Below are 19,690 nucleotides of genomic sequence, written 5' to 3'. Positions count from 1 at the left end.
GCCAGACGGCCCCGCCAAAAGCGTTTGGTGGTAAGCTCGCGCACCATGAATATCTACAGCTCTCGCCCCGTTGTCCTCTGTCTCTCCGGCCATGATCCCAGTGGTGGCGCCGGCTTGCAGGCAGATATCGAAGCCCTGCTCGCCCAGGGCTGCCATGCGGCCCCGGCCGTCACCGCCCTGACCGTGCAGAACACCGTCAATGTCAGCGATTTCCGCGTGCTCGACCGCGAGTGGGTGCTGGCCCAGGCCAATGCCGTGCTCGGCGATTCCGAAGTGGCAGCGGTCAAGCTGGGCATGCTCGGTTCCACTGCGATGGTCGACACCGTGGTCGAACTGCTGCAGGCGCACCCGCACCTACCGGTAGTGTGTGATCCGGTGCTGCGCGCCGGTGGCGGTGGCAGCCTGGGCAAGGACGAAGTCGGTTATGCGATGCGCGAGCGGCTGCTGCCGTTGTCGCTGATCGCCACGCCAAACCTGCCCGAAGCGCGCATCCTCGCGCAATTGCCTGAAGGCACGGCGGACGAATGCGCCGAGAAGCTGCTGCCGTATATCAAGCACCTGCTGATCACCGGTGGCCATGGCGATGAGCACGAAGTGCACAACCGCCTCTACAGCCGTGACGGCACGCGCCATACCTTTACCTGCCAGCGCCTGCCCGGCAGTTACCATGGTTCGGGCTGCACGCTGGCCAGTGCATTGGCCGGTCGGATCGCCCAGGGCGAAGGCTTGGTCAGCGCGGTGCAATCAGCCCTCAACTACACATGGCGCACCCTGCGTGACGCCGAACAACTCGGCCAGGGCCAGTTTGTACCGCGCCGGTTGCCGCTGGATTTCTGCTCTTAAAACCAAGGGGCATGCCCGATGAAACTACGTGGCCTTTACGCCATTACCGACAGCCAACTGTTGGCCGGCAAATTCCTCGCCTACGTCGAAGCGGCGCTGGACGGTGGCGTGACCCTGCTGCAGTACCGCGACAAAAGCAGCGACGAAGCCCGGCGCCTGCGTGAAGCGGAAAAGCTGCGGGAGCTGTGCTCCCGCTACAAGACCCAACTGATCATCAACGATGACGCTGAATTGGCCGCGCGCCTCGGCGTCGGCGTGCACCTGGGCCAGACCGACGGCCCGCTGACCCCGGCCCGTGCGCTGCTCGGCTCCAAGGCCATCATCGGCTCGACCTGTCACAGCCAGATCGAACTGGCCGAGCAGGCCGCCAAGGAAGGCGCCAGTTATGTCGCCTTCGGCCGCTTCTTCAACTCCAACACCAAGCCCGGCGCGCCGGCGGCCACCGTCGAGATGCTGGCCCAGGCCCGCGCACGCTTGCACGTGCCAATCTGCGTGATCGGCGGCATCACCCTGAAGAACGCCGAACCGCTGGTGGCCCACGGTGCCGACCTGCTGGCGGTGGTGCACGGCCTGTTTGGCGCCGACACCACCCAGGAAGTCACGCGCCGCGCCCGCGCGTTCAACGCCCTTCTTAAGATTTGATTTCAGAGAGCCCAACCATGTCCCGTTCCGAAACGCTGTTTGCCAATGCCCAGAAACACATCCCCGGCGGTGTGAACTCCCCCGTGCGTGCGTTCAAAAGCGTGGGCGGCACGCCGTTGTTCTTCAAACATGCCGAAGGCGCCTACGTCACCGACGAAGATGACAAGCGCTACGTTGACTACGTCGGCTCCTGGGGCCCGATGATCCTCGGCCACAGCCACCCAGACGTACTGGACGCGGTGCGCAAGCAACTGGAACACGGCCTGTCCTACGGCGCACCGACCGCCATGGAAACCGAAATGGCTGACCTGGTGTGCGCCATCGTGCCGTCGATGGAAATGGTGCGTATGGTCAGCTCCGGCACCGAAGCCACCATGAGCGCGATCCGCCTGGCCCGTGGTTTCACTGGCCGCGACAGCATCATCAAATTCGAAGGCTGCTACCACGGCCACTCCGACAGCCTGCTGGTAAAAGCCGGTTCCGGCCTGCTGACCCAAGGCGTGCCAAGCTCGGCCGGTGTACCGGCAGCCTTTGCCAAACACACCCTGACCCTACCATTCAACGACATCGCCGCCGTCGAGCAGATGCTCAATGAAGTGGGCCAGGAGGTGGCCTGCATCATCGTCGAACCGGTGGCCGGCAACATGAACTGCGTACCGCCCGCGCCAGGCTTCCTTGAAGGCCTGCGCGAGCAGTGCGACAAGCACGGCGTGGTGCTGATTTTCGACGAAGTGATGACCGGTTTCCGTGTAGCCCTGGGTGGCGCGCAGGCGCACTACAGCGTAACGCCAGACCTGAGCACCTTTGGCAAGATCATCGGTGGCGGCATGCCAGTGGGCTGCTTTGGCGGCAAGCGCGAAATCATGCAACACATCGCGCCGCTGGGCCCGGTGTACCAGGCAGGCACCTTGTCAGGCAACCCACTGGCCATGGCCGCCGGCCTGACCACCTTGCGACTGATCAGCCGCCCGGGCTTCCACGCCGAGCTGACCGACTACACCACCCGCCTGCTCGACGGCCTGCAACAACGCGCCGACGCCGCCGGTATCCCGTTCGTTACAACGCAAGCGGGCGGCATGTTCGGCCTGTACTTCAGCGGCGCCGACGATATCGTCACGTTTGATGACGTGATGGGCAGCGACGCGGATCTGTTCAAGCGCTTCTTCCACCTCATGCTGGAAGGCGGCGTGTACCTGGCGCCGAGCGCTTTCGAAGCCGGCTTCACCTCGATCGCCCATGGCGAAGCCGAGCTGAAGCTGACCCTCGACGCCGCTGAACGCGCCTTCGCCGCACTGAAGTAGCTGGCCGTAAAAATCAGGCACCGCGCAAACGGTGTCTGATTTGCTACTTTGCTTGAAGAGATTTCCGAGTTTTTTCGAGAAATCACCTGCAATCCGGCAGATAACTTGCCCAACCAGCAGAAAAACGAGTAAAGACTTTGTAAGCAGAGGCCTGCTTATTTCATAATGCGCGCTTATTGGATCCCACGAGGGTCCGCGTGCCCCGTCAGAGGTAAGTCGATTCCCATGAAACGCACCGGCCGCACCCTGGTTCTGGGCTGCCTGTTGCTCCTTCAGCCGCTGCTGGCACATGCACAAGCAGGCGGCAACTCGTTGTTAATCCCAGCGATGGGTCGTTGCACCCTCAATACCCAGCCAGACAGCCAGGCCGAAGCGCTGAGCGCGTGCCAGAAACAGGCCGAGGACGGGAATGCGCAGGCGCAATACGAGTTGGGTGAGTACTTCCACGACAGCAAAAACCCCGCCCGCGACCTCAACAAGGCCTTGAGCTACTTCGAGAAAGCCTCGTTGCAGGGCCACGCCCAGGCGCAGTTCCAGCTGGGTACCATGTTCTTCAAGGGCGAAGGTGTGCCGGCCAATAACGTCCAGGCGTATATCGTGCTGAAAATGGCGGCGGTCAACGGTGCGGAAGATGCGCTGGATACGGCCGACGAAGTGGCCGAGCACATGCAGCGTGATGAATTGGAACTGGCGACCCAGGTGCTGGGGCAGATTTTCCGCAACTACTTGCAAGAGCTGCAGAGTGCCGATGGGCGCTCGCCTTTCTCACCCCTGCCCTGACTCAGCTAAACCCGTCTACCGCCATCGCAGGCAAGCCAGCGCCCACAGTTGACCGAGTTCCAACTGTGGGATGCATTAAAATGTAGGGCTTGCCTGCGAAGGGCGCGACACGGTCTGAAGCCCTACTTCTCAGGCATCGGCATCGGAAACGGCATGACATTGCTCACGCCCCGCGCTTCGCTGATTTTCGGCGTGCCCAGGCGCTCGACTTCATCGATGCGCACAATCGAATGCATCGGCACAAAACTGCGCACCACGCCTTCGAACTGAGCCTTGAGCTTCTCTTCGCCCGGGTCGACGACCAACTGGGTGCGCTCGCCAAAGACGAACTCTTCCACCTCCAGGAAACCCCACAGATCGCTCTGATAGATCTGCTTGGCGTACATTTCGAACACCTGGCCCTGGTTGAGGAAAATCACCTTATAGATTGGAGCTTCACGTTTGGTCATGGTGGGCGAGCAACACATCGGGGATATAAAAGAGGGCGCGAACTATAGCATGGCGCCCGATGCACAACGCTAGGAACCAATGGGCATGCCCTCTATAATGGGCGGTTCTTTACCACCAGTTGACGATTCCCATGGCCAAGAAGCTTTATATCGAAACCCACGGTTGCCAGATGAACGAGTACGACAGCTCGCGCATGGTCGACCTGCTGGGCGAACACCAGGCCCTGGAAGTCACCGCCCGCGCCGAAGATGCCGACGTGATCCTGCTCAATACCTGCTCGATCCGCGAACGCGCTCAGGACCGTGTGTATTCACAACTGGGCCGCTGGCGTGAATTGAAACTGGCCAACCCGGAGATGGTGATCGCCGTCGGCGGTTGTGTGGCCAGCCAGGAAGGTGCCGCGATCCGCGACCGCGCACCCTATGTCGACGTGGTCTTCGGCCCACAGACCCTGCACCGCCTGCCGGAAATGATCGACGCGGCGCGCATCACCAAGCTGCCGCAGGTCGACGTGTCCTTCCCGGAGATCGAAAAATTCGACCACTTGCCCGAGCCCCGTATCGATGGGCCAAGCGCCTACGTGTCGGTGATGGAAGGCTGCAGCAAGTACTGTACGTTCTGCGTGGTGCCCTACACCCGCGGTGAAGAAGTCAGCCGGCCGTTTGACGATGTCATGTCGGAAATCATCCACTTGGCCGAAAACGGCGTGCGCGAAGTGACGCTGCTGGGCCAGAACGTCAACGGCTATCGCGGCCTGACCCACGATGGCCGCCTGGCCGACCTGGCGGAGCTGATCCGCGTGGTCGCCGCCGTGGACGGTATCGAGCGCATTCGCTACACCACCTCGCACCCGCTGGAGTTCTCCGACAGTCTGATCCAGGCTCACGCCGAGGTGCCGGAGCTGGTCAAACACCTGCACCTGCCGGTGCAATCGGGCTCGGACCGCATCCTGTCGGCGATGAAGCGCAACCATACGGCGCTGGAATACAAATCCAAACTGCGCAAATTGCGCGCGGCGGTGCCGGGTATCTGCATCAGCTCGGACTTTATCGTTGGCTTCCCCGGTGAAACCGAGAAAGACTTTGAGCAGACCATGAAGCTGATCGAAGACGTCGGTTTCGACTTCTCCTACTCGTTCGTCTACAGCCAGCGCCCCGGCACCCCGGCGGCCGACTTGCTGGATGAAACCCCGGAAGCACTGAAAAAAGAGCGCTTGAACGCGCTGCAACACCGCTTGAACCAGCAGGGTTTCGAGATCAGCCGACAAATGGTCGGTTCCACCCAGCGGATCCTGGTCACCGATTACTCGAAAAAAGATCCGGGCGAACTGCAAGGGCGTACTGAAAACAACCGCATCGTAAACTTCCGTTGCGATAATCCGACCTTGATCGGCCAGTTTGCCGATGTGCACATTGATGCCGCGCAGCCCCATTCGTTGCGTGGTTCTTTGATCAACTGACAATCCCAGGATAAATGTGGACCAAATGTGGGAGCTGGCTTGCCTGCGATAGCGATGTAACAGGCGACATCTCTTTTGAATGTGCAGGCCCCATCGCAGGCAAGCCAGCGCCCACAGTCGTTATTTGTAGTTCTTGAGAGTGAGGCCAGTCCATTTAAGTGCTTTCGCACACAGGCGGCTGGCGTTATTCTCTATTTCACCTCAACAGCCAAAGGGCGGCTAAAAGCGACCTTGAACGCACCCATAGCAGAACCCCATCGTTTTCTCCTCGAGCCCTTTGAGGCTCGCCGTTTCGCCAATCTGTGCGGACAGTTCGACGAGCACCTGCGCCTGATCGAACAACGCCTGGGCATCGAGATCCGCAACCGCGGCAATCAGTTCGAGCTCATTGGTGAGGCCCAATACACCAAATCTGCAGAAAACCTGCTGCGTCGGCTCTACCGCGAAACCAAGGGTAGCGAGCTGTCGCCGGAAACCGTGCACCTGTATTTGCAGGAATCGGCTGTGGAAGATTTGGCCAACAACCCCGTGGCCGAAGCCAGCGTGGCCCTGCGAACCAAAAAAGGCATGATTCGCCCAAAGGGCTTGAATCAGCAGAAGTACGTCAAGGCAATCCTCGGTAACGACATCAACTTCGGCATCGGCCCTGCGGGTACCGGCAAGACCTACCTGGCCGTGGCCTGCGCGGTCGACGCACTGGAGCGCGAGCAAGTGCGCCGCATCCTGCTGGTTCGCCCGGCGGTCGAGGCCGGGGAAAAACTCGGATTCCTGCCCGGTGACCTGGCGCAGAAGATCGACCCGTACCTGCGCCCGCTCTACGACGCGCTTTACGAGATGCTCGGCTTTGAATACGTGGCCAAGCTGATCGAACGCCAAGTGATTGAGATCGCCCCGCTGGCCTACATGCGCGGCCGCACCTTGAGCAACAGCTTCATCATCCTCGACGAAAGCCAGAACACCACGGTCGAGCAGATGAAGATGTTCCTGACCCGCATCGGGTTCGGCTCCACGGCCATTATCACCGGCGACATTACCCAGGTTGACCTGCCCAAGGGCACGAAGTCGGGCCTGAGCCATGTGATTGAAGTGCTAAAAGACGTGCCGGGTATCAGTTTCACGCATTTCTCGCCCAAGGACGTGGTGCGCCACCCGCTGGTGCAGCGCATTGTCGAAGCCTACGAGCGCTTCGAACACCGTGACGACGGTTTGTCCAAGGACACTCGCCGCGATGCTTGAGCTAGACCTGCAGCTGGCAACCGAAGCGCCCTCGCCCAGCGAAGAGCAGTTCCGCCAATGGTGCGCGCTGGCCCTGCGCCAGCGCACCGCTGATTCGGAACTGACCATTCGCCTGGTCGACGAGCCCGAAGGCCGCGAATTGAACCACACCTGGCGCCAGAAGGATTACGCGACCAACGTACTGTCCTTCCCCGCCGACGTACCCGATGAACTGCTGGATATCCCGCTACTGGGCGACCTGGTCATCTGTGTCGCGGTGGTGGAGCGCGAGGCCAAGGAACAAGGCAAGGAACTTGAAGCCCATTGGGCCCATCTAGTCATCCACGGCTGCTTGCATCTCTTGGGTTACGACCATATAGACGATGACGAAGCCTGCGAGATGGAAACACTGGAACAAACGTTGCTTGCAGAACTGGGTCATCCAGACCCGTATGCAGACGACGAAGTTTAAAAACACTCAACTGTCACACTAAAGGATTCAGAGTAATCGCTATGAGCGAAGACCGATCGAGCAACGGGCAGAAGTCATGGCTGGGTAAAATCACCCAGGCTTTTGCCCACGAGCCGAAAAACCGTCAGGAGCTGCTTGAGCTACTGCGCGAGGCCCATCAGAACAAGTTGCTGGACAGCGAAGCGCTGGCTATCGTCGAGGGCGCCATTCAGGTGGCTGACCTGCAAGTACGCGACATCATGGTCCCGCGCTCGCAGGTGATCAGCATCAAGGCGACCCAGACCCCACGGGAATTCCTCCCGGCCGTGATCGACTCGGCGCACTCGCGCTACCCGGTGATCGGTGAAAGCCATGACGACGTCATGGGTGTCCTGCTGGCCAAGGATTTGCTGCCGTTGATCCTCAAGGAGAACGGTGACAACTTCAACATCAAGGACCTGCTGCGTCCGGCCACCTTCGTGCCTGAATCCAAGCGCCTGAACGTGCTGCTGCGCGAATTCCGCGCCAACCACAATCACATGGCCATTGTGATCGACGAATACGGCGGCGTCGCCGGCCTGGTCACCATTGAAGACGTGCTGGAACAGATCGTTGGCGACATCGAAGACGAACACGACGTCGAAGAAGACAGCTACATCAAGCCGCTGCCCAGCGGTGACTTCCTGATCAAAGCGTTGACGCCGATCGAAAACTTCAACGAGTTCTTCGACAGCGAATTCTCCGACGATGAGTTCGACACCGTGGGTGGCCTGGTGATGAGTGCGTTCGGGCATCTCCCAAAACGTAACGAAACCACCGAGATCGGCGCGTATCGCTTCCGTATCCTGAATGCGGACAGCCGCCGTATCCACCTGATCCGCCTAACACCTATTGCCCGCTAAGGAAGGGGTGGGTCATCAGCTATTTACTGTGTCGCGTTGCTCCTGAGCGCGGGCCAGGCAAGGCGCAGGCCGCAGGGAACGGCATTCCCTTTTCAAGGCCTGCAACGCAGCATGGCCCGCTCTCAGGGGCAACCCGTAGGGCCGGGCCTGCTGCGACATAGGGCTGCGTTACGCGTCGTTCATTTGGAAAAACCAAACTACACTCCTCGCGCCTTGCCCTGTGCCGCAGCAGGCCCGGCGCGACACAGGAAATAGCTGATGACCCACCCCTACGTGCGCCGTCTCACCTCACCCGGCTGGCCCGGTAATTTGCTGGCCGTGGTGGCTGGCGCCATCACCACCCTGGCGCTGGCACCGTTCGATCTGTGGCCATTTGCACTGGTAGCGGTCGGATTGTTCTATGTGGGACTGCGAGACCTGAGCCCCCGCCAGGCCTTGGGCCGTGGCTGGTGCTTCGGTTTTGGCCTGTTTGGCGCGGGCACCAGTTGGATCTATTACAGCATCCACCATTTCGGCGGTGCCTCGGTGCTGCTGGCTGGCTTCTTGATGTTGCTGTTTACAGCCGCCATCGCCTGGTTCTTCGCCCTGCCCGCCTGGTTATGGGCGCGCTGGTTGCGTCGCAATGAAGCGCCGTTGGCGGATGCACTGACGTTTGCGGCGTTGTGGGTCGGTCAGGAAGCGTTTCGCGGCTGGTTCCTCACCGGTTTCCCGTGGCTGTACTCCGGTTACAGCCAGCTCGACGGTCCGCTCACAGGCTTGGCGCCAGTGGGCGGCATGTGGCTGATTTCCTTTGCGCTGGCGCTGACGGCAGCCCTGCTGTGCAACCTGCCGCGCCTGTTGGCCACTAAGCGCAACGCGTTTATCGGCGCAGGCCTGGTATTGCTGGTGGCGCCTTGGGCCATCGGCCTGGCACTCAAGCATCACGCCTGGACCAGCCCGTCTGGGGCGCCACTGAGCGTCGCAGCCATTCAGGGCAATGTCGAACAAAGCATGAAGTGGGACCCGGAGCAGCTCAATGCACAGCTTGCGCTGTACCGCGACATGAGTTTGAGCTCAAAGCGTGTCGACCTGCTGGTATGGCCGGAGACGGCGGTGCCGGTGCTCAAGGAGTCTGTCGAAGGCTACCTGGGCATGATGGGCAAGTTCGCCGCCGACCGGCACACGGCGCTGATTACCGGTGTACCGATCCGCCAGGAAGTGCACCACCAGATGCGCTACTTCAACGGCATCACCGTGGTGGGCGAAGGCGATGGCACCTACCTCAAGCAGAAGCTCGTGCCCTTTGGCGAATACGTGCCGCTGCAGGACATGCTGCGGGGGCTAATTGCCTTCTTTGACCTGCCGATGTCGGACTTCGCCCGTGGCCCTGCCGACCAGGCCATGCTACAGGCCAAGGGCTATCAGATTGCGCCGTTCATTTGCTACGAAGTGGTGTACCCGGAGTTCGCCGCAGGCCTCTCGGCCCAGAGTGATCTGTTACTGACCATCAGCAACGACACCTGGTTCGGCCGCTCCATCGGCCCTTTGCAACACCTGCAAATGGCGCAGATGCGTGCACTGGAAGCCGGCCGCTGGATGATCCGTGCTACCAACAATGGCGTGACCGGCCTGATCAACCCATATGGGCAGATCACCGTGCAGATCCCCCAGTTTGAGCGCGGCATTCTCTATGGTGAAGTGGTGCCGATGCACAACCTCACGCCGTACCTGCAATGGCGCTCGTGGCCGTTGATCATTGTGTGCCTGGGGCTGTTTGGCTGGGCGCTGCTGGCCGGTCGTATGTCGAAAACGGTCTGACAGACACATACAAAACCATTGCGGGAGCGGGCTTGCTTGCTCCCACATTTGCATTTGCGGTGTTATCGGTAGAACAACCGGTAGCCTATCTGCCCCACCGCTTCATTGATCAACTGCCCGCTCTGCCACACCGACTTGAACTCCGGCATCCAACCACCCAGCGGTCTGGCATTGTCTACGCCCAGGAACCCCACTGGCGCAGGCACCACGGTGAAGCCAGCCTTTTCAAAACTCCACATCGCACGCGGCATGTGCCAGGCCTGAGTCACTACCACTACGCGTTTGACGCCCTCGGGTAGCAGAATCTCAGCACTCATCTGCGCATTTTCCCACGTGGTGCGGCTGCGCTCTTCCTCCCAGCGCACCGTCACACCGAAGTCATCGCGCATCGAGACCGACATCAATTCTGCCTCGCTTGGCGGCGTGCCGTAATGCAGGCCGCCAGTGGTCAGCACCGGCAGCCCGGAGGCCTTGGCCAATCGTGAGGCATACCGCTGGCGCTCCAGACCGATACCGGTGGGCTGGTCGACGCCCCAGGCCGGGTCGCCGCGCTCGCGCCCCGAACCCAACACCACAATGGCGTCGGCGCGCTGAGCCAGTGTCGACCAGTCTTCTCGCGCCAGCGGTGGCTCGGTTTCCAGGACCCGTGCGCCCCACTCCACCATCACCGGCAGGCTGATCAGCCACATGCCGCCAAAACCCAGGGCAAAGCAGCAACCCGCCAAGCGTGGCCGGCTGCGACGAAACCACCAGGCAAACGCCAGCAGCAGCAAGAGAATGCCGGGCGGCAGGAGCAATTGTTTAATGAAATAACGAATAGGCATCGGGCATCTCCATAGATGCCCGAAGCCTAAGGTGTAACGGGGTTTAGCGACAATCCTTACAGTGCAGCGCGATGATACGTTCAGGGGGGCAATGAACTACTTGTAGCGGGCGGACCGAAGCTTTTGCGGGCCACGACCGGCCGACAAGTCCTTGAGCCACACCACCTTGGCTGAGTGCGTAGGCTCCCCTGCTGGCGGGTTTGCCACCGAGGGAGGCGCACTGCGCCCATTGCGTTCCAAATAGGCCTCGATCAGTTCCAGTTCTGCGCGGCTCAAACCACGCAGTTCCAACTCAACAGGCCGCTCATCACGCAATCGGCCGGCTGTTCTCGCTGCATCCAATACACGACCCAATCGGTCGATCAGTCCTTCGTAGATATCCGGTTTCGATACGATTCGCTGCGATTCAACCATCCCCTCACCTCATTGAAGATAAGACTTACTCCCCAATAAACAGCGTAGCCCCCATGGCTGCCCCTGCCTGCCGCCGCGACAGACGGCCCTGCCGGCGCAATCAGGGTTTCCCTCGATAGAGTGGGGTCATGTATGCTACGGCGCTTCCTGTAACTCCACTTCCCGCAGGGTTTGGGCACGGACGCGCCGCTTTTTGGTGTCGATCAACCTGAACGTTGCACCGAAGAGGATTAGGCCACCCCTATTCAGTTCAAAAGTAGCCATGCACGAACAATATCAGCCCCGTGAAATAGAAAATGCCGCCCAAGCCTTCTGGGACGAGCAAAAGTCCTTTGAAGTCAGTGAACAGCCAGGCAAGGAGACTTTCTATTGCCTATCGATGTTCCCTTATCCCAGCGGCAAGCTACACATGGGGCACGTGCGCAACTACACCATCGGTGACGTGATTTCCCGCTACCAGCGCATGCAAGGCAAGAACGTCCTGCAACCCATGGGTTGGGATGCCTTCGGCATGCCGGCGGAAAACGCCGCGATGAAAAACAACGTGGCGCCTGCCAAGTGGACCTACGAAAACATCGCCTACATGAAGAACCAGCTGCGCAGCCTGGGCTTGGCGGTGGATTGGTCCCGCGAAGTGACCACCTGCAAGCCGGACTACTACCGCTGGGAACAATGGTTGTTCACGCGTCTGTTCGAAAAAGGCGTGATCTACAAAAAGAGCGGTACCGTGAACTGGGACCCGATCGACCAGACCGTGTTGGCCAACGAACAGGTGATCGACGGTCGCGGCTGGCGCTCCGGCGCGCTGATCGAAAAGCGCGAAATCCCGATGTACTACTTCAAGATCACCGCCTACGCGGATGAACTTTTGTCGAGCCTCGACGACCTGCCGGGCTGGCCTGAACAGGTCAAGACCATGCAACGCAACTGGATCGGCAAGTCCAAGGGCATGGAAGTGCAGTTCCCGTATAACGTCGATTCGATCGGCGCAGCGGGCGCGCTCAAAGTGTTTACTACCCGTCCGGACACCCTGATGGGCGCGACTTACGTCGCCGTGGCCGCCGAACACCCGCTGGCCACCCAGGCAGCCCAGAACAACCCTGAGCTGCAGGCGTTCATCGCCGAATGCAAAGGCGGCAGCGTGGCCGAAGCCGACGTCGCCACCCAAGAGAAAAAAGGCCTGCCGACCGGGCTGTTTGTTGAACATCCATTGACGGGCGAAAAGCTGCCGGTATGGGTCGCCAACTATGTGCTGATGCACTACGGCGATGGCGCCGTAATGGCTGTGCCGGCTCACGACGAGCGCGATTTCGAATTCGCCACCAAGTACAACCTGCCAATCAAATCCGTGGTGCGCACCCGCGCGGGCGACACCAACCCGGCCCCGTGGCAAGACGCCTACGGCGAGCATGGTGAACTGATCAACTCCGGCGAATTTGACGGCCTGGACTTCCAGGGCGCGTTCGACGCGATCGAAGTCGCGCTGATCAAAAAGAACCTCGGTGCATCGCGCACCCAGTTCCGCCTGCGCGACTGGGGCATCAGCCGCCAGCGCTACTGGGGCTGCCCGATCCCGATCATCCACTGCGAAAGCTGTGGCGATGTGCCGGTACCGGAAGACCAACTGCCGGTGGTCCTGCCGGAAGACGTGGTGCCGGATGGCGCCGGTTCGCCACTGGCGCGCATGCCCGAGTTCTACGCGTGCAGCTGCCCGAAATGCGGCGCGCCTGCCAAGCGTGAAACCGACACCATGGACACCTTCGTCGAGTCCTCGTGGTACTACGCCCGCTACGCCTCGCCACACTATGAAGGCGGCCTGGTCGAAAAGTCCGCAGCCGACCATTGGTTGCCGGTGGACCAGTACATCGGCGGTATCGAACACGCCATCCTTCACCTGCTGTACGCGCGCTTCTTCCACAAGCTGATGCGCGACGAAGGCCTGGTGAGTTCGGATGAGCCGTTCAAGAACCTGCTGACCCAGGGCATGGTGGTCGCCGAGACTTACTACCGCCGTGAAGCCAACGGCGCCTACACTTGGTTCAACCCGGCCGACGTCGAGCTTGAGCGCGACAGCAAAGCCAAGGTCATCAGCGCCAAGCTGATCGCCGACGGCCTGCCCGTGGAAATCGGCGGCACCGAGAAGATGGCCAAGTCGAAAAACAACGGCGTTGACCCACAGTCGATGATCGACCAGTTCGGCGCCGACACCTGCCGTCTGTTCATGATGTTCGCCTCGCCGCCTGACATGAGCGCCGAATGGTCTGACTCTGGCGTCGAAGGCTCGCACCGCTTCCTCAAGCGCGTCTGGCGCCTGGCGCATGCCCACATCAGCCAGGGCTTGCCGGGCAAACTGGACGTAGCGGCGTTGAGCGACGAGCAGAAACTCATTCGACGCAGCACCCACCTGGCCATCAAGCAAGCCAGCCAGGACGTGGGCCAGCACCACAAATTCAACACCGCCATCGCCCAGGTGATGACGCTGATGAACGTGCTGGAAAAAGCGCCGCAAGCCACTGAACAGGATCGCGCGCTGGTACAGGAAGGCCTGGAAACGGTCACACTGCTGCTGGCCCCGATCACGCCGCACATCAGCCACGACGTGTGGAACCGTCTGGGCCACAGCGGCGCCGTCATCGACGCGCGCTGGCCGGTGCAGGATGACAGCGCCCTGGTACAGGACACGCTGCAACTGGTGATCCAGGTCAACGGTAAACTGCGTGGCCAGATCGACATGCCAGCCAGCGCCAGCCGCGAAGACGTCGAAGCGGCTGCGCGCATCAACGAAAACGTGCTGCGTTTTACCGAAGGCCTGACGATCCGCAAAGTGATCGTAGTGCCTGGCAAACTGGTCAATATCGTCGCTAGCTAATCGGATCGGGCGCAGGGCTTGAGCCCTGCGCCGAACAAAGCCTTCAGGGCCTCGATAAGGCCCACATGGTTTCAAGGGGAGCAACAAAATGATCAAACGCAATTTGCTGGTTATGGGCCTTGCCGTGTTGCTGAGCGCTTGCGGCTTCCAGCTGCGCGGTACCGGCACCCACGAAATGGCGATCAAGGAACTGGACGTCAGTGCCCGCGACGCCTACAGCGAAACAGTGACCCAGCTGCGTCAGGTCCTGGAGAACAGTGGCGTTCACGTCTACACCGGCGCGACCTACAAGCTGTTCCTGGCCAATGAAAAACAAACCCAGCGTAACCTCAGCTATGCCAGCGCCGGGCGTGCGTCCGATATCGAACTGAGCACCGTGCTCAGCTTTGAAATCCAGGGCCACGACCACCTGCCATTGATGGGTGACGACATCCAGATTCAGAAAGTCGTTAGCCACGACGGCAACAACCTGGTGGGTTCGGACTCCGAAATCATTCAGGTGCGTAAGGAGATGCGTCGCGAACTGGTCCAGCGCATGGTGCTGCGCCTCTCGCTGATCACCCCGGAACAACTGGAAACCCTGCAGCAACGCGCTGACGACAAGGCCAAGGCTGATGCCGACGCACTGAAAGCCGCCAAAGAGTACGAAGACAACACGCCGAAACAATCGCCTGTTGAAGTACCTGTCGAGTAAGCCAGACGGGGCGCCCCTGGCGCCCCGTTTACACTGCCTATGAAACTCGCCCCCGCCCAACTCGCCAAACACCTGCAAGGTGGCCTTGCGCCTGTCTACATCGTCAGCGGTGATGACCCGTTGCTGTGCCAGGAAGCCGCCGACGCCATCCGCACCGCCGCACGCCAGCAAGGTTTCGATGAACGCCAGGTCTTCAGCGCCGACGCCAGTTTCGACTGGGGCACGTTGCTGCAAGCCGGCGCGAGCATGTCGCTGTTTGCCGAAAAGCGCCTGTTGGAACTGCGCCTGCCTTCGGGCAAGCCGGGTGACAAGGGTGCCGCCGCCTTCATTGAGTACTGTTCACGACCTGCCGAAGACACGGTCTTGCTGATCAGCCTGCCCAAGCTTGATGGCAGCGCCCAGAAAACCAAGTGGGGCAAGGCACTGGTCGAAGGGGCTCAGACCCAGTTCATCCAGATCTGGCCAGTCGACAGCAACCAGTTGCCGCAATGGATTCGCCAACGCCTGGCACAATCGGGGCTGTCGGCGACCCAGGATGCGGTGGAGCTGATCGCCGCCCGGGTCGAAGGCAACTTGCTTGCCGCAGCCCAAGAGATCGAAAAGCTCAAGCTGATGGCCGAAGACGGGCAAATCACCGTTGAGACCGTCCAGGGCGCGGTGGCCGACAGTGCGCGCTTTGATGTGTTCGGGCTGGTGGATGCCATCCTCAATGGCGAACCCGCCCATGCCCTGCGCATGCTTGAGGGCTTGCGCGGCGAAGGCGTAGAGCCGCCGGTGATTCTCTGGGCCCTTGCGCGAGAATTGCGGGTGCTGGCCAACATTGCCCTGCAATACAGCCAGGGCACGCCGCTGGACAAAGCGTTCAGCCAAGCCCGGCCACCGGTCTGGGACAAACGCAAACCCTTGATGAGCAAGGCCCTGCAACGGCACTCGGCACAACGCTGGGCGCAGCTTTTGCTGGAAGCGCAGCGCATCGATGCGCAGATCAAGGGCCAGGCAGCGGGATCGCCGTGGATGAGCTTGAGCCGTTTGTCGCTGTTGATGGCCGGCCAGCGCCTGACACTGCCTGCTGAATAACACTTTCTAAAACACCACCTTCCCCTGTGGGCGCCGGGCTTGCCCGCGATGCAGGCACCTCGGTTTTTCAGATGCATGGAGGTGATGCTATCGCAGGCAAGCCACACATTAACCGTACTTACTTCAGCTTGCGAAAGCGCCTACACATCGCTGGGCTTTACAGCGGGTGAACTTCGGCCGATCATTTGCGCCGTTCCATCCACCCCACGAGAGTAACCATCATGAGCAAAAAGCCATCCAAGCATGGCCCCAACAAGGCCAAATCCATCATCGCCCAGCCACTGTTCCGCAGCCGTCAGGAACGCGCCGGCAAGGGCAAAGGCAGCTACCGCCGCGAAGCCTTCCAGTCTAATAGCTGGGAGGCTTCTTACTTTCTGGCTGCCTGAAGGCAAGCGCCCCTCTGACATGATAAGGTCTGCACCTGATTTGTAATCTCTGGACCTGTGCATGCCCTCTAGTCTTCCCCGTCGTTGGCACCTTCGCCAATTGATCGCTGCCTCCAGCCTCATTCTGCTAGTCGCCTGCGCGGAGAAACCGACCGCCGCCGACGCTCAACCACTGCCAAAGTTACAGACCGCCCCGGTGGTAGCGCCCGCTGTCGTGGCCCCGCTGGCGGTGGACAATCTTGATATCCAACCGACCCAGACCTTTGCCGAATGGCAGGCTGGCTTTCGCGTGCAAGCCCTGCAGGCCGGCATCACCGAAGCTGTGTTCGACAACGCTTTCGCCAACGTCACCCCTGATATGGCGGTCATCCGCGCCGACCGCAGCCAGCCGGAATTTTCCCGCCCCGTGTGGGAATACCTCGACGGCGCCCTCTCGCCGGTGCGCGTGCGTAATGGCCAGGCATTGTTGAACAAATACGCCGATATCCTGCAAAGCATCGAGCAACGTTATGGCGTCGACCGCCAGGCGCTGGTGTCGGTGTGGGGCATGGAAAGCAATTTCGGACAGTTCCAGGGCAATAACTCGGTGATTCGTTCGCTGGCGACCCTGGCCTATGAAGGCCGTCGCCCAGCATTCGCCCAGGCGCAACTGTTGGCAGCGCTGCAGATCATCCAGCACGGCGACATCCAGGCAGACCAGATGAAAGGGTCCTGGGCCGGCGCCATGGGCCAGACCCAATTTATCCCGACCACCTACAACACCCATGCCGTCGACTTCGATGGCGACGGTCGCCGCGACATCTGGAACAGCCCAGCGGACGCGCTCGCCTCCACCGCGCACTACCTGCAAAGCTCCGGCTGGCAGAAAGGCCAGCCATGGGGCTTCGAGGTGAAACAACTGCCGGCGAACTTCGATTACGCCCTGGCCGATGGCGGCATTCGCAAGACAGTCGCCGAATGGCTGAAACTTGGTATCCAACTGCCACCGGGCGCCACCATGCCGCCCAACGCCGACCAGCTGTCAGCCGCCCTGCTGTTGCCGGCGGGCTACCGTGGCCCGGCGTTCCTGGTGCTGGATAACTTCCGCGCAATCCTCAGGTACAACAACTCGTCGTCCTACGCGCTGGCGGTTGGCCTGTTGTCGGAAAGGTTCGGTGGCGGTGGTGTAATTCGTGGTGACTGGCCGAAGGATGAGCTGCCGCTGAGTCGCTCCCAGCGTATCGACTTGCAGACAGCGCTGAGTGCCAACGGCTATGACGCGGGGAACCCGGACGGGATCATCGGCGCCAATACGCGCAAGGCGATTCGTGCGGCGCAGCAAGCGCTGCGCTGGCCGGCGGATGGGTATCCGACGGTGAAGCTGCTGGAATCGTTGCAGAACAGGTAGACCCTTGTAGGCGACTACCGCCATCGCAGGCAAGCCAGCCCCAACAGTTGGAATGCATTTCCCTGAGGGAGCTGGCTCGCCTGCGATGACTGCCTGGCAGGCGATATCAAACTCAGTCCTTGAAGACCACATCCTGCTCCAACACCACCCGCTGTTCCCCCGCCTCCAACCTAACCAACGCGCCCATCGGCAACGTCAGGTTCGGATCACAATGCCCACTGCGCCAGCCGGACAATACCGGAATGCACAGCGGTTCAAAGGTCTGCTTGAGCAGCCGCTCCAACGCATCCTTGTCCACACCCGCCACATCCCCCACCAGCACACCCGCAACCTGGGCCAGCTTGCCTGCCAGGCGCAGGTGCGTGAGCAGACGGTCGATGCGGTAGAGGGGCTCGTTGACGTCTTCGATAAACAGGATGATGCCCTCAGCATCCATCTCGTAGGGCGTGCCCATGACAGCCGCGATCATCGACAGATTGCCGCCCAGCAAACGCCCGCAGGCGACGCCCGGTTCAATCGTAGTCAGCGGGTAAGCCACCGGGTGTATCAACTGGCTACCAGCACTCAGTTGGCCGCGCAGCAGACTGAACAGCGAGGCTTCGGTGGGTTGTTGCTTATCGCCCAGCAGATCGGCATTGAGCATCGGCCCGTGGAAGGTCACGAAGCCGGCATATCGGCTGATCGCTAGGTGCAGAGCGGTGATGTCGCTATAACCTACGAACGGCTTGGGATGGGCGCGTAGCAGGTCGAAATCCAGGCTATCAAGCAGACGCGGCGTGCCGTAGCCGCCGCGCAGGCAGAAGATGGCGTCGATTTCAGGGTCGGCAAAGGCTTTATGGAGGTCGTTGAGGCGGACTTTATCGCTGCCGGCCAGGTAGCCGTCGCGCTCATAGACGCCAGGGAAGATTCGCAGGTCGTAACCGTGGGCGCGCATCCATTGGTCGGCCTTTTCGAAGTCCAGCGTGGCGGGGCCGGCGGGAGCGATCAGGGCGATGGTGCCTTCGGCTCGCAAGGCAGGTACGGCAATGCTCATCCACAACTCTCCTTGGCAGACGCGGAACGAAATGTGGGAGCGGGCTTGCTCGCGAAGGCGCAGTGTCAGTCAATAAATCAGGTGACTGAAAAACACCGCCTTCGCGAGCACGCCCGCTCCCACATTGGATCAGCGGTGTTGGCCAAATCTGTATTACGACACCAGGCTAGCCTTGACCAGCTTGGCCTGTTCGTCCGCATGGTATGACGAACGCACCAACGGCCCCGACGCAACGTTCTTGAAGCCCATCTTGTAACCTTCCTCGGCGAACCAGGCGAAGGTGTCCGGGTGCACGAAACGCTGCACCGGCAAGTGGCTGCGGGACGGTTGCAGGTACTGGCCCAGGGTCAGCATGTCGATATCGTGTTCGCGCATGCGCTGCATGACTTCGATCACTTCTTCGTCGGTCTCGCCCAGGCCCAGCATCAGGCCGGATTTGGTCGGAATGTGCGGCATCATTTGCTTGAATTTCTGCAGCAGGGTCAGCGACCACTGGTAGTCCGAACCCGGGCGCGCGGCCTTGTACAGGCGTGGCACGGTTTCCAGGTTGTGGTTGAACACATCCGGCGGCTCGGCAGCGGTGATTTCCAGCGCCACGTCCATACGGCCACGGTAGTCCGGCACCAGGGTTTCGAGCATGACGTTCGGCGACAACTTGCGGATTTCGCGGATGCAGTCGGCAAAGTGCTGGGCACCGCCGTCACGCAGGTCGTCGCGGTCAACCGAGGTGATCACCACGTACTTGAGCTTAAGGTCGGCAATGGCGATGGCCAGGCTTTCCGGCTCGTTGACGTCCAGTGGCTTCGGACGGCCGTGGCCCACGTCGCAGAACGGGCAACGACGGGTGCAGATGTCACCCATAATCATGAAGGTGGCGGTGCCGCCGGAGAAGCACTCGCCTAGGTTTGGGCAGGACGCTTCTTCGCACACGCTGTGCAGCTTGTGTTTGCGCAGCAGGGCCTTGATACGGTCGACTTCCGGCGAAACCGGGATGCGCACGCGGATCCAGTCAGGCTTCTTCGGCAGTTCGGTGGTCGGAATGATCTTCACCGGAATGCGTGCAACCTTCTCGGCGCCGCGCAGCTTGACGCCGGCTTCCACCTTGGCACGCGGGGCCGGGGCCGCACGGTCGGTAACGTCCACCGTCGGGATCATGGTTTGCACTG

19 protein-coding genes are annotated in these 19,690 nt (G+C 61.0%); 14 read left to right on the top strand and 5 right to left on the bottom strand.

Translation table 11 applies throughout. The features are described 5' to 3' along the window. Positions 1-45: 45 nt before the first annotated feature. The 4 genes from AACY52_RS08440 to AACY52_RS08425 all read left to right on the top strand — a co-directional run bounded on the left by AACY52_RS08440 (position 46) and on the right by AACY52_RS08425 (position 3,566). Positions 46-843 carry a hydroxymethylpyrimidine/phosphomethylpyrimidine kinase gene (locus tag AACY52_RS08440; protein WP_339416899.1) on the top strand — a complete coding sequence of 266 codons (798 nt, stop codon included), beginning with the start codon at positions 46-48 and terminating at the stop codon, positions 841-843. An 18-nt stretch (positions 844-861) separates the two neighbouring features. Beyond that, positions 862-1,485 carry a thiamine phosphate synthase gene (thiE, locus tag AACY52_RS08435; protein ID WP_339416900.1) on the top strand — a complete coding sequence of 208 codons (624 nt, stop codon included), beginning with the start codon at positions 862-864 and terminating at the stop codon, positions 1,483-1,485. 17 nt (positions 1,486-1,502) lie between these two features. Beyond that, positions 1,503-2,786: a glutamate-1-semialdehyde 2,1-aminomutase gene (gene hemL, locus AACY52_RS08430; RefSeq protein ID WP_339416901.1), complete on the top strand. Its 1,284-nt coding sequence runs from the start codon at positions 1,503-1,505 to the stop codon at positions 2,784-2,786. Between the two features lie 225 nt (positions 2,787-3,011). After that, positions 3,012-3,566: a tetratricopeptide repeat protein gene (locus AACY52_RS08425; protein WP_339416902.1), complete on the top strand. Its 555-nt coding sequence runs from the start codon at positions 3,012-3,014 to the stop codon at positions 3,564-3,566. A gap of 122 nt (positions 3,567-3,688) precedes the next feature. On the opposite strand, the gene AACY52_RS08420 is transcribed toward AACY52_RS08425, so the two are convergent. Then, a complete protein-coding gene (locus AACY52_RS08420; RefSeq protein ID WP_003236992.1) occupies positions 3,689-4,015 on the bottom strand; it encodes a DUF1820 family protein in 327 nt (108 codons plus the stop codon). A gap of 131 nt (positions 4,016-4,146) precedes the next feature. Here AACY52_RS08420 and miaB point away from each other — a divergent pair, with 131 nt between their 5' ends. The 5 genes from miaB (at position 4,147) to lnt (ending at position 9,840) form a co-directional block, all read left to right on the top strand. Next, positions 4,147-5,475 (top strand): tRNA (N6-isopentenyl adenosine(37)-C2)-methylthiotransferase MiaB, encoded by a 1,329-nt coding sequence (miaB, locus tag AACY52_RS08415; RefSeq protein ID WP_339416903.1) that lies wholly within the window; start codon positions 4,147-4,149, stop codon positions 5,473-5,475. A 231-nt stretch (positions 5,476-5,706) separates the two neighbouring features. Further along, on the top strand, positions 5,707-6,711 hold the full coding sequence (locus tag AACY52_RS08410) for a PhoH family protein (protein ID WP_339416904.1): 1,005 nt from the start codon (positions 5,707-5,709) through the stop codon (positions 6,709-6,711). Next, positions 6,704-7,162, top strand: a complete 459-nt coding sequence (gene ybeY / locus AACY52_RS08405; RefSeq protein WP_339416905.1) for an rRNA maturation RNase YbeY — start codon at positions 6,704-6,706, stop codon at positions 7,160-7,162. The genes AACY52_RS08410 and ybeY overlap by 8 nt, the downstream gene beginning before the upstream one ends. Positions 7,163-7,203: 41 nt before the next feature. After that, entirely contained in the window at positions 7,204-8,043 is an 840-nt protein-coding gene (locus tag AACY52_RS08400; protein ID WP_339416906.1) for an HlyC/CorC family transporter, read from the top strand. A 273-nt stretch (positions 8,044-8,316) separates the two neighbouring features. Then, a complete protein-coding gene (gene lnt / locus AACY52_RS08395) occupies positions 8,317-9,840 on the top strand; it encodes an apolipoprotein N-acyltransferase (protein WP_339437551.1) in 1,524 nt (507 codons plus the stop codon). A gap of 62 nt (positions 9,841-9,902) precedes the next feature. On the opposite strand, the gene AACY52_RS08390 is transcribed toward lnt, so the two are convergent. Further along, positions 9,903-10,664 (bottom strand): YdcF family protein, encoded by a 762-nt coding sequence (locus tag AACY52_RS08390; protein WP_339560409.1) that lies wholly within the window; start codon positions 10,662-10,664, stop codon positions 9,903-9,905. A 96-nt stretch (positions 10,665-10,760) separates the two neighbouring features. Continuing rightward, entirely contained in the window at positions 10,761-11,078 is a 318-nt protein-coding gene (locus AACY52_RS08385) for a hypothetical protein (protein ID WP_339416910.1), read from the bottom strand. A 262-nt stretch (positions 11,079-11,340) separates the two neighbouring features. Between AACY52_RS08385 and leuS the strand changes: the two genes are divergently transcribed. The 5 genes from leuS to AACY52_RS08360 all read left to right on the top strand — a co-directional run bounded on the left by leuS (position 11,341) and on the right by AACY52_RS08360 (position 17,491). After that, entirely contained in the window at positions 11,341-13,947 is a 2,607-nt protein-coding gene (gene leuS, locus AACY52_RS08380) for a leucine--tRNA ligase (RefSeq protein WP_339471386.1), read from the top strand. An 88-nt stretch (positions 13,948-14,035) separates the two neighbouring features. Continuing rightward, positions 14,036-14,641 (top strand): LPS assembly lipoprotein LptE, encoded by a 606-nt coding sequence (gene lptE / locus AACY52_RS08375; protein ID WP_339416913.1) that lies wholly within the window; start codon positions 14,036-14,038, stop codon positions 14,639-14,641. Between the two features lie 39 nt (positions 14,642-14,680). After that, on the top strand, positions 14,681-15,718 hold the full coding sequence (holA, locus tag AACY52_RS08370; protein WP_339416914.1) for a DNA polymerase III subunit delta: 1,038 nt from the start codon (positions 14,681-14,683) through the stop codon (positions 15,716-15,718). A gap of 221 nt (positions 15,719-15,939) precedes the next feature. After that, a complete protein-coding gene (gene arfA / locus AACY52_RS08365; RefSeq protein WP_003176285.1) occupies positions 15,940-16,104 on the top strand; it encodes an alternative ribosome rescue factor ArfA in 165 nt (54 codons plus the stop codon). Positions 16,105-16,165: 61 nt separating this feature from the next. Then, positions 16,166-17,491, top strand: a complete 1,326-nt coding sequence (locus AACY52_RS08360; RefSeq protein ID WP_339437550.1) for a lytic murein transglycosylase — start codon at positions 16,166-16,168, stop codon at positions 17,489-17,491. Positions 17,492-17,603: 112 nt separating this feature from the next. Here AACY52_RS08360 and AACY52_RS08355 read toward each other — a convergent pair whose 3' ends face one another. Continuing rightward, positions 17,604-18,524 carry an LD-carboxypeptidase gene (locus AACY52_RS08355; protein ID WP_339416917.1) on the bottom strand — a complete coding sequence of 307 codons (921 nt, stop codon included), beginning with the start codon at positions 18,522-18,524 and terminating at the stop codon, positions 17,604-17,606. Between the two features lie 153 nt (positions 18,525-18,677). Then, positions 18,678-19,679 carry a lipoyl synthase gene (gene lipA, locus AACY52_RS08350; protein ID WP_162490596.1) on the bottom strand — a complete coding sequence of 334 codons (1,002 nt, stop codon included), beginning with the start codon at positions 19,677-19,679 and terminating at the stop codon, positions 18,678-18,680. Between the last annotated feature and the right edge of the window lie 11 nt (positions 19,680-19,690).

The organism is Pseudomonas sp. EA_65y_Pfl1_P113 (assembly GCF_963970525.1).
GTDB lineage: Bacteria > Pseudomonadota > Gammaproteobacteria > Pseudomonadales > Pseudomonadaceae > Aquipseudomonas > Aquipseudomonas tritici.
The sequence above is the reverse complement of the archived record's forward strand: the minus strand, read 5'-3'. Positions and strand labels throughout refer to the sequence as shown.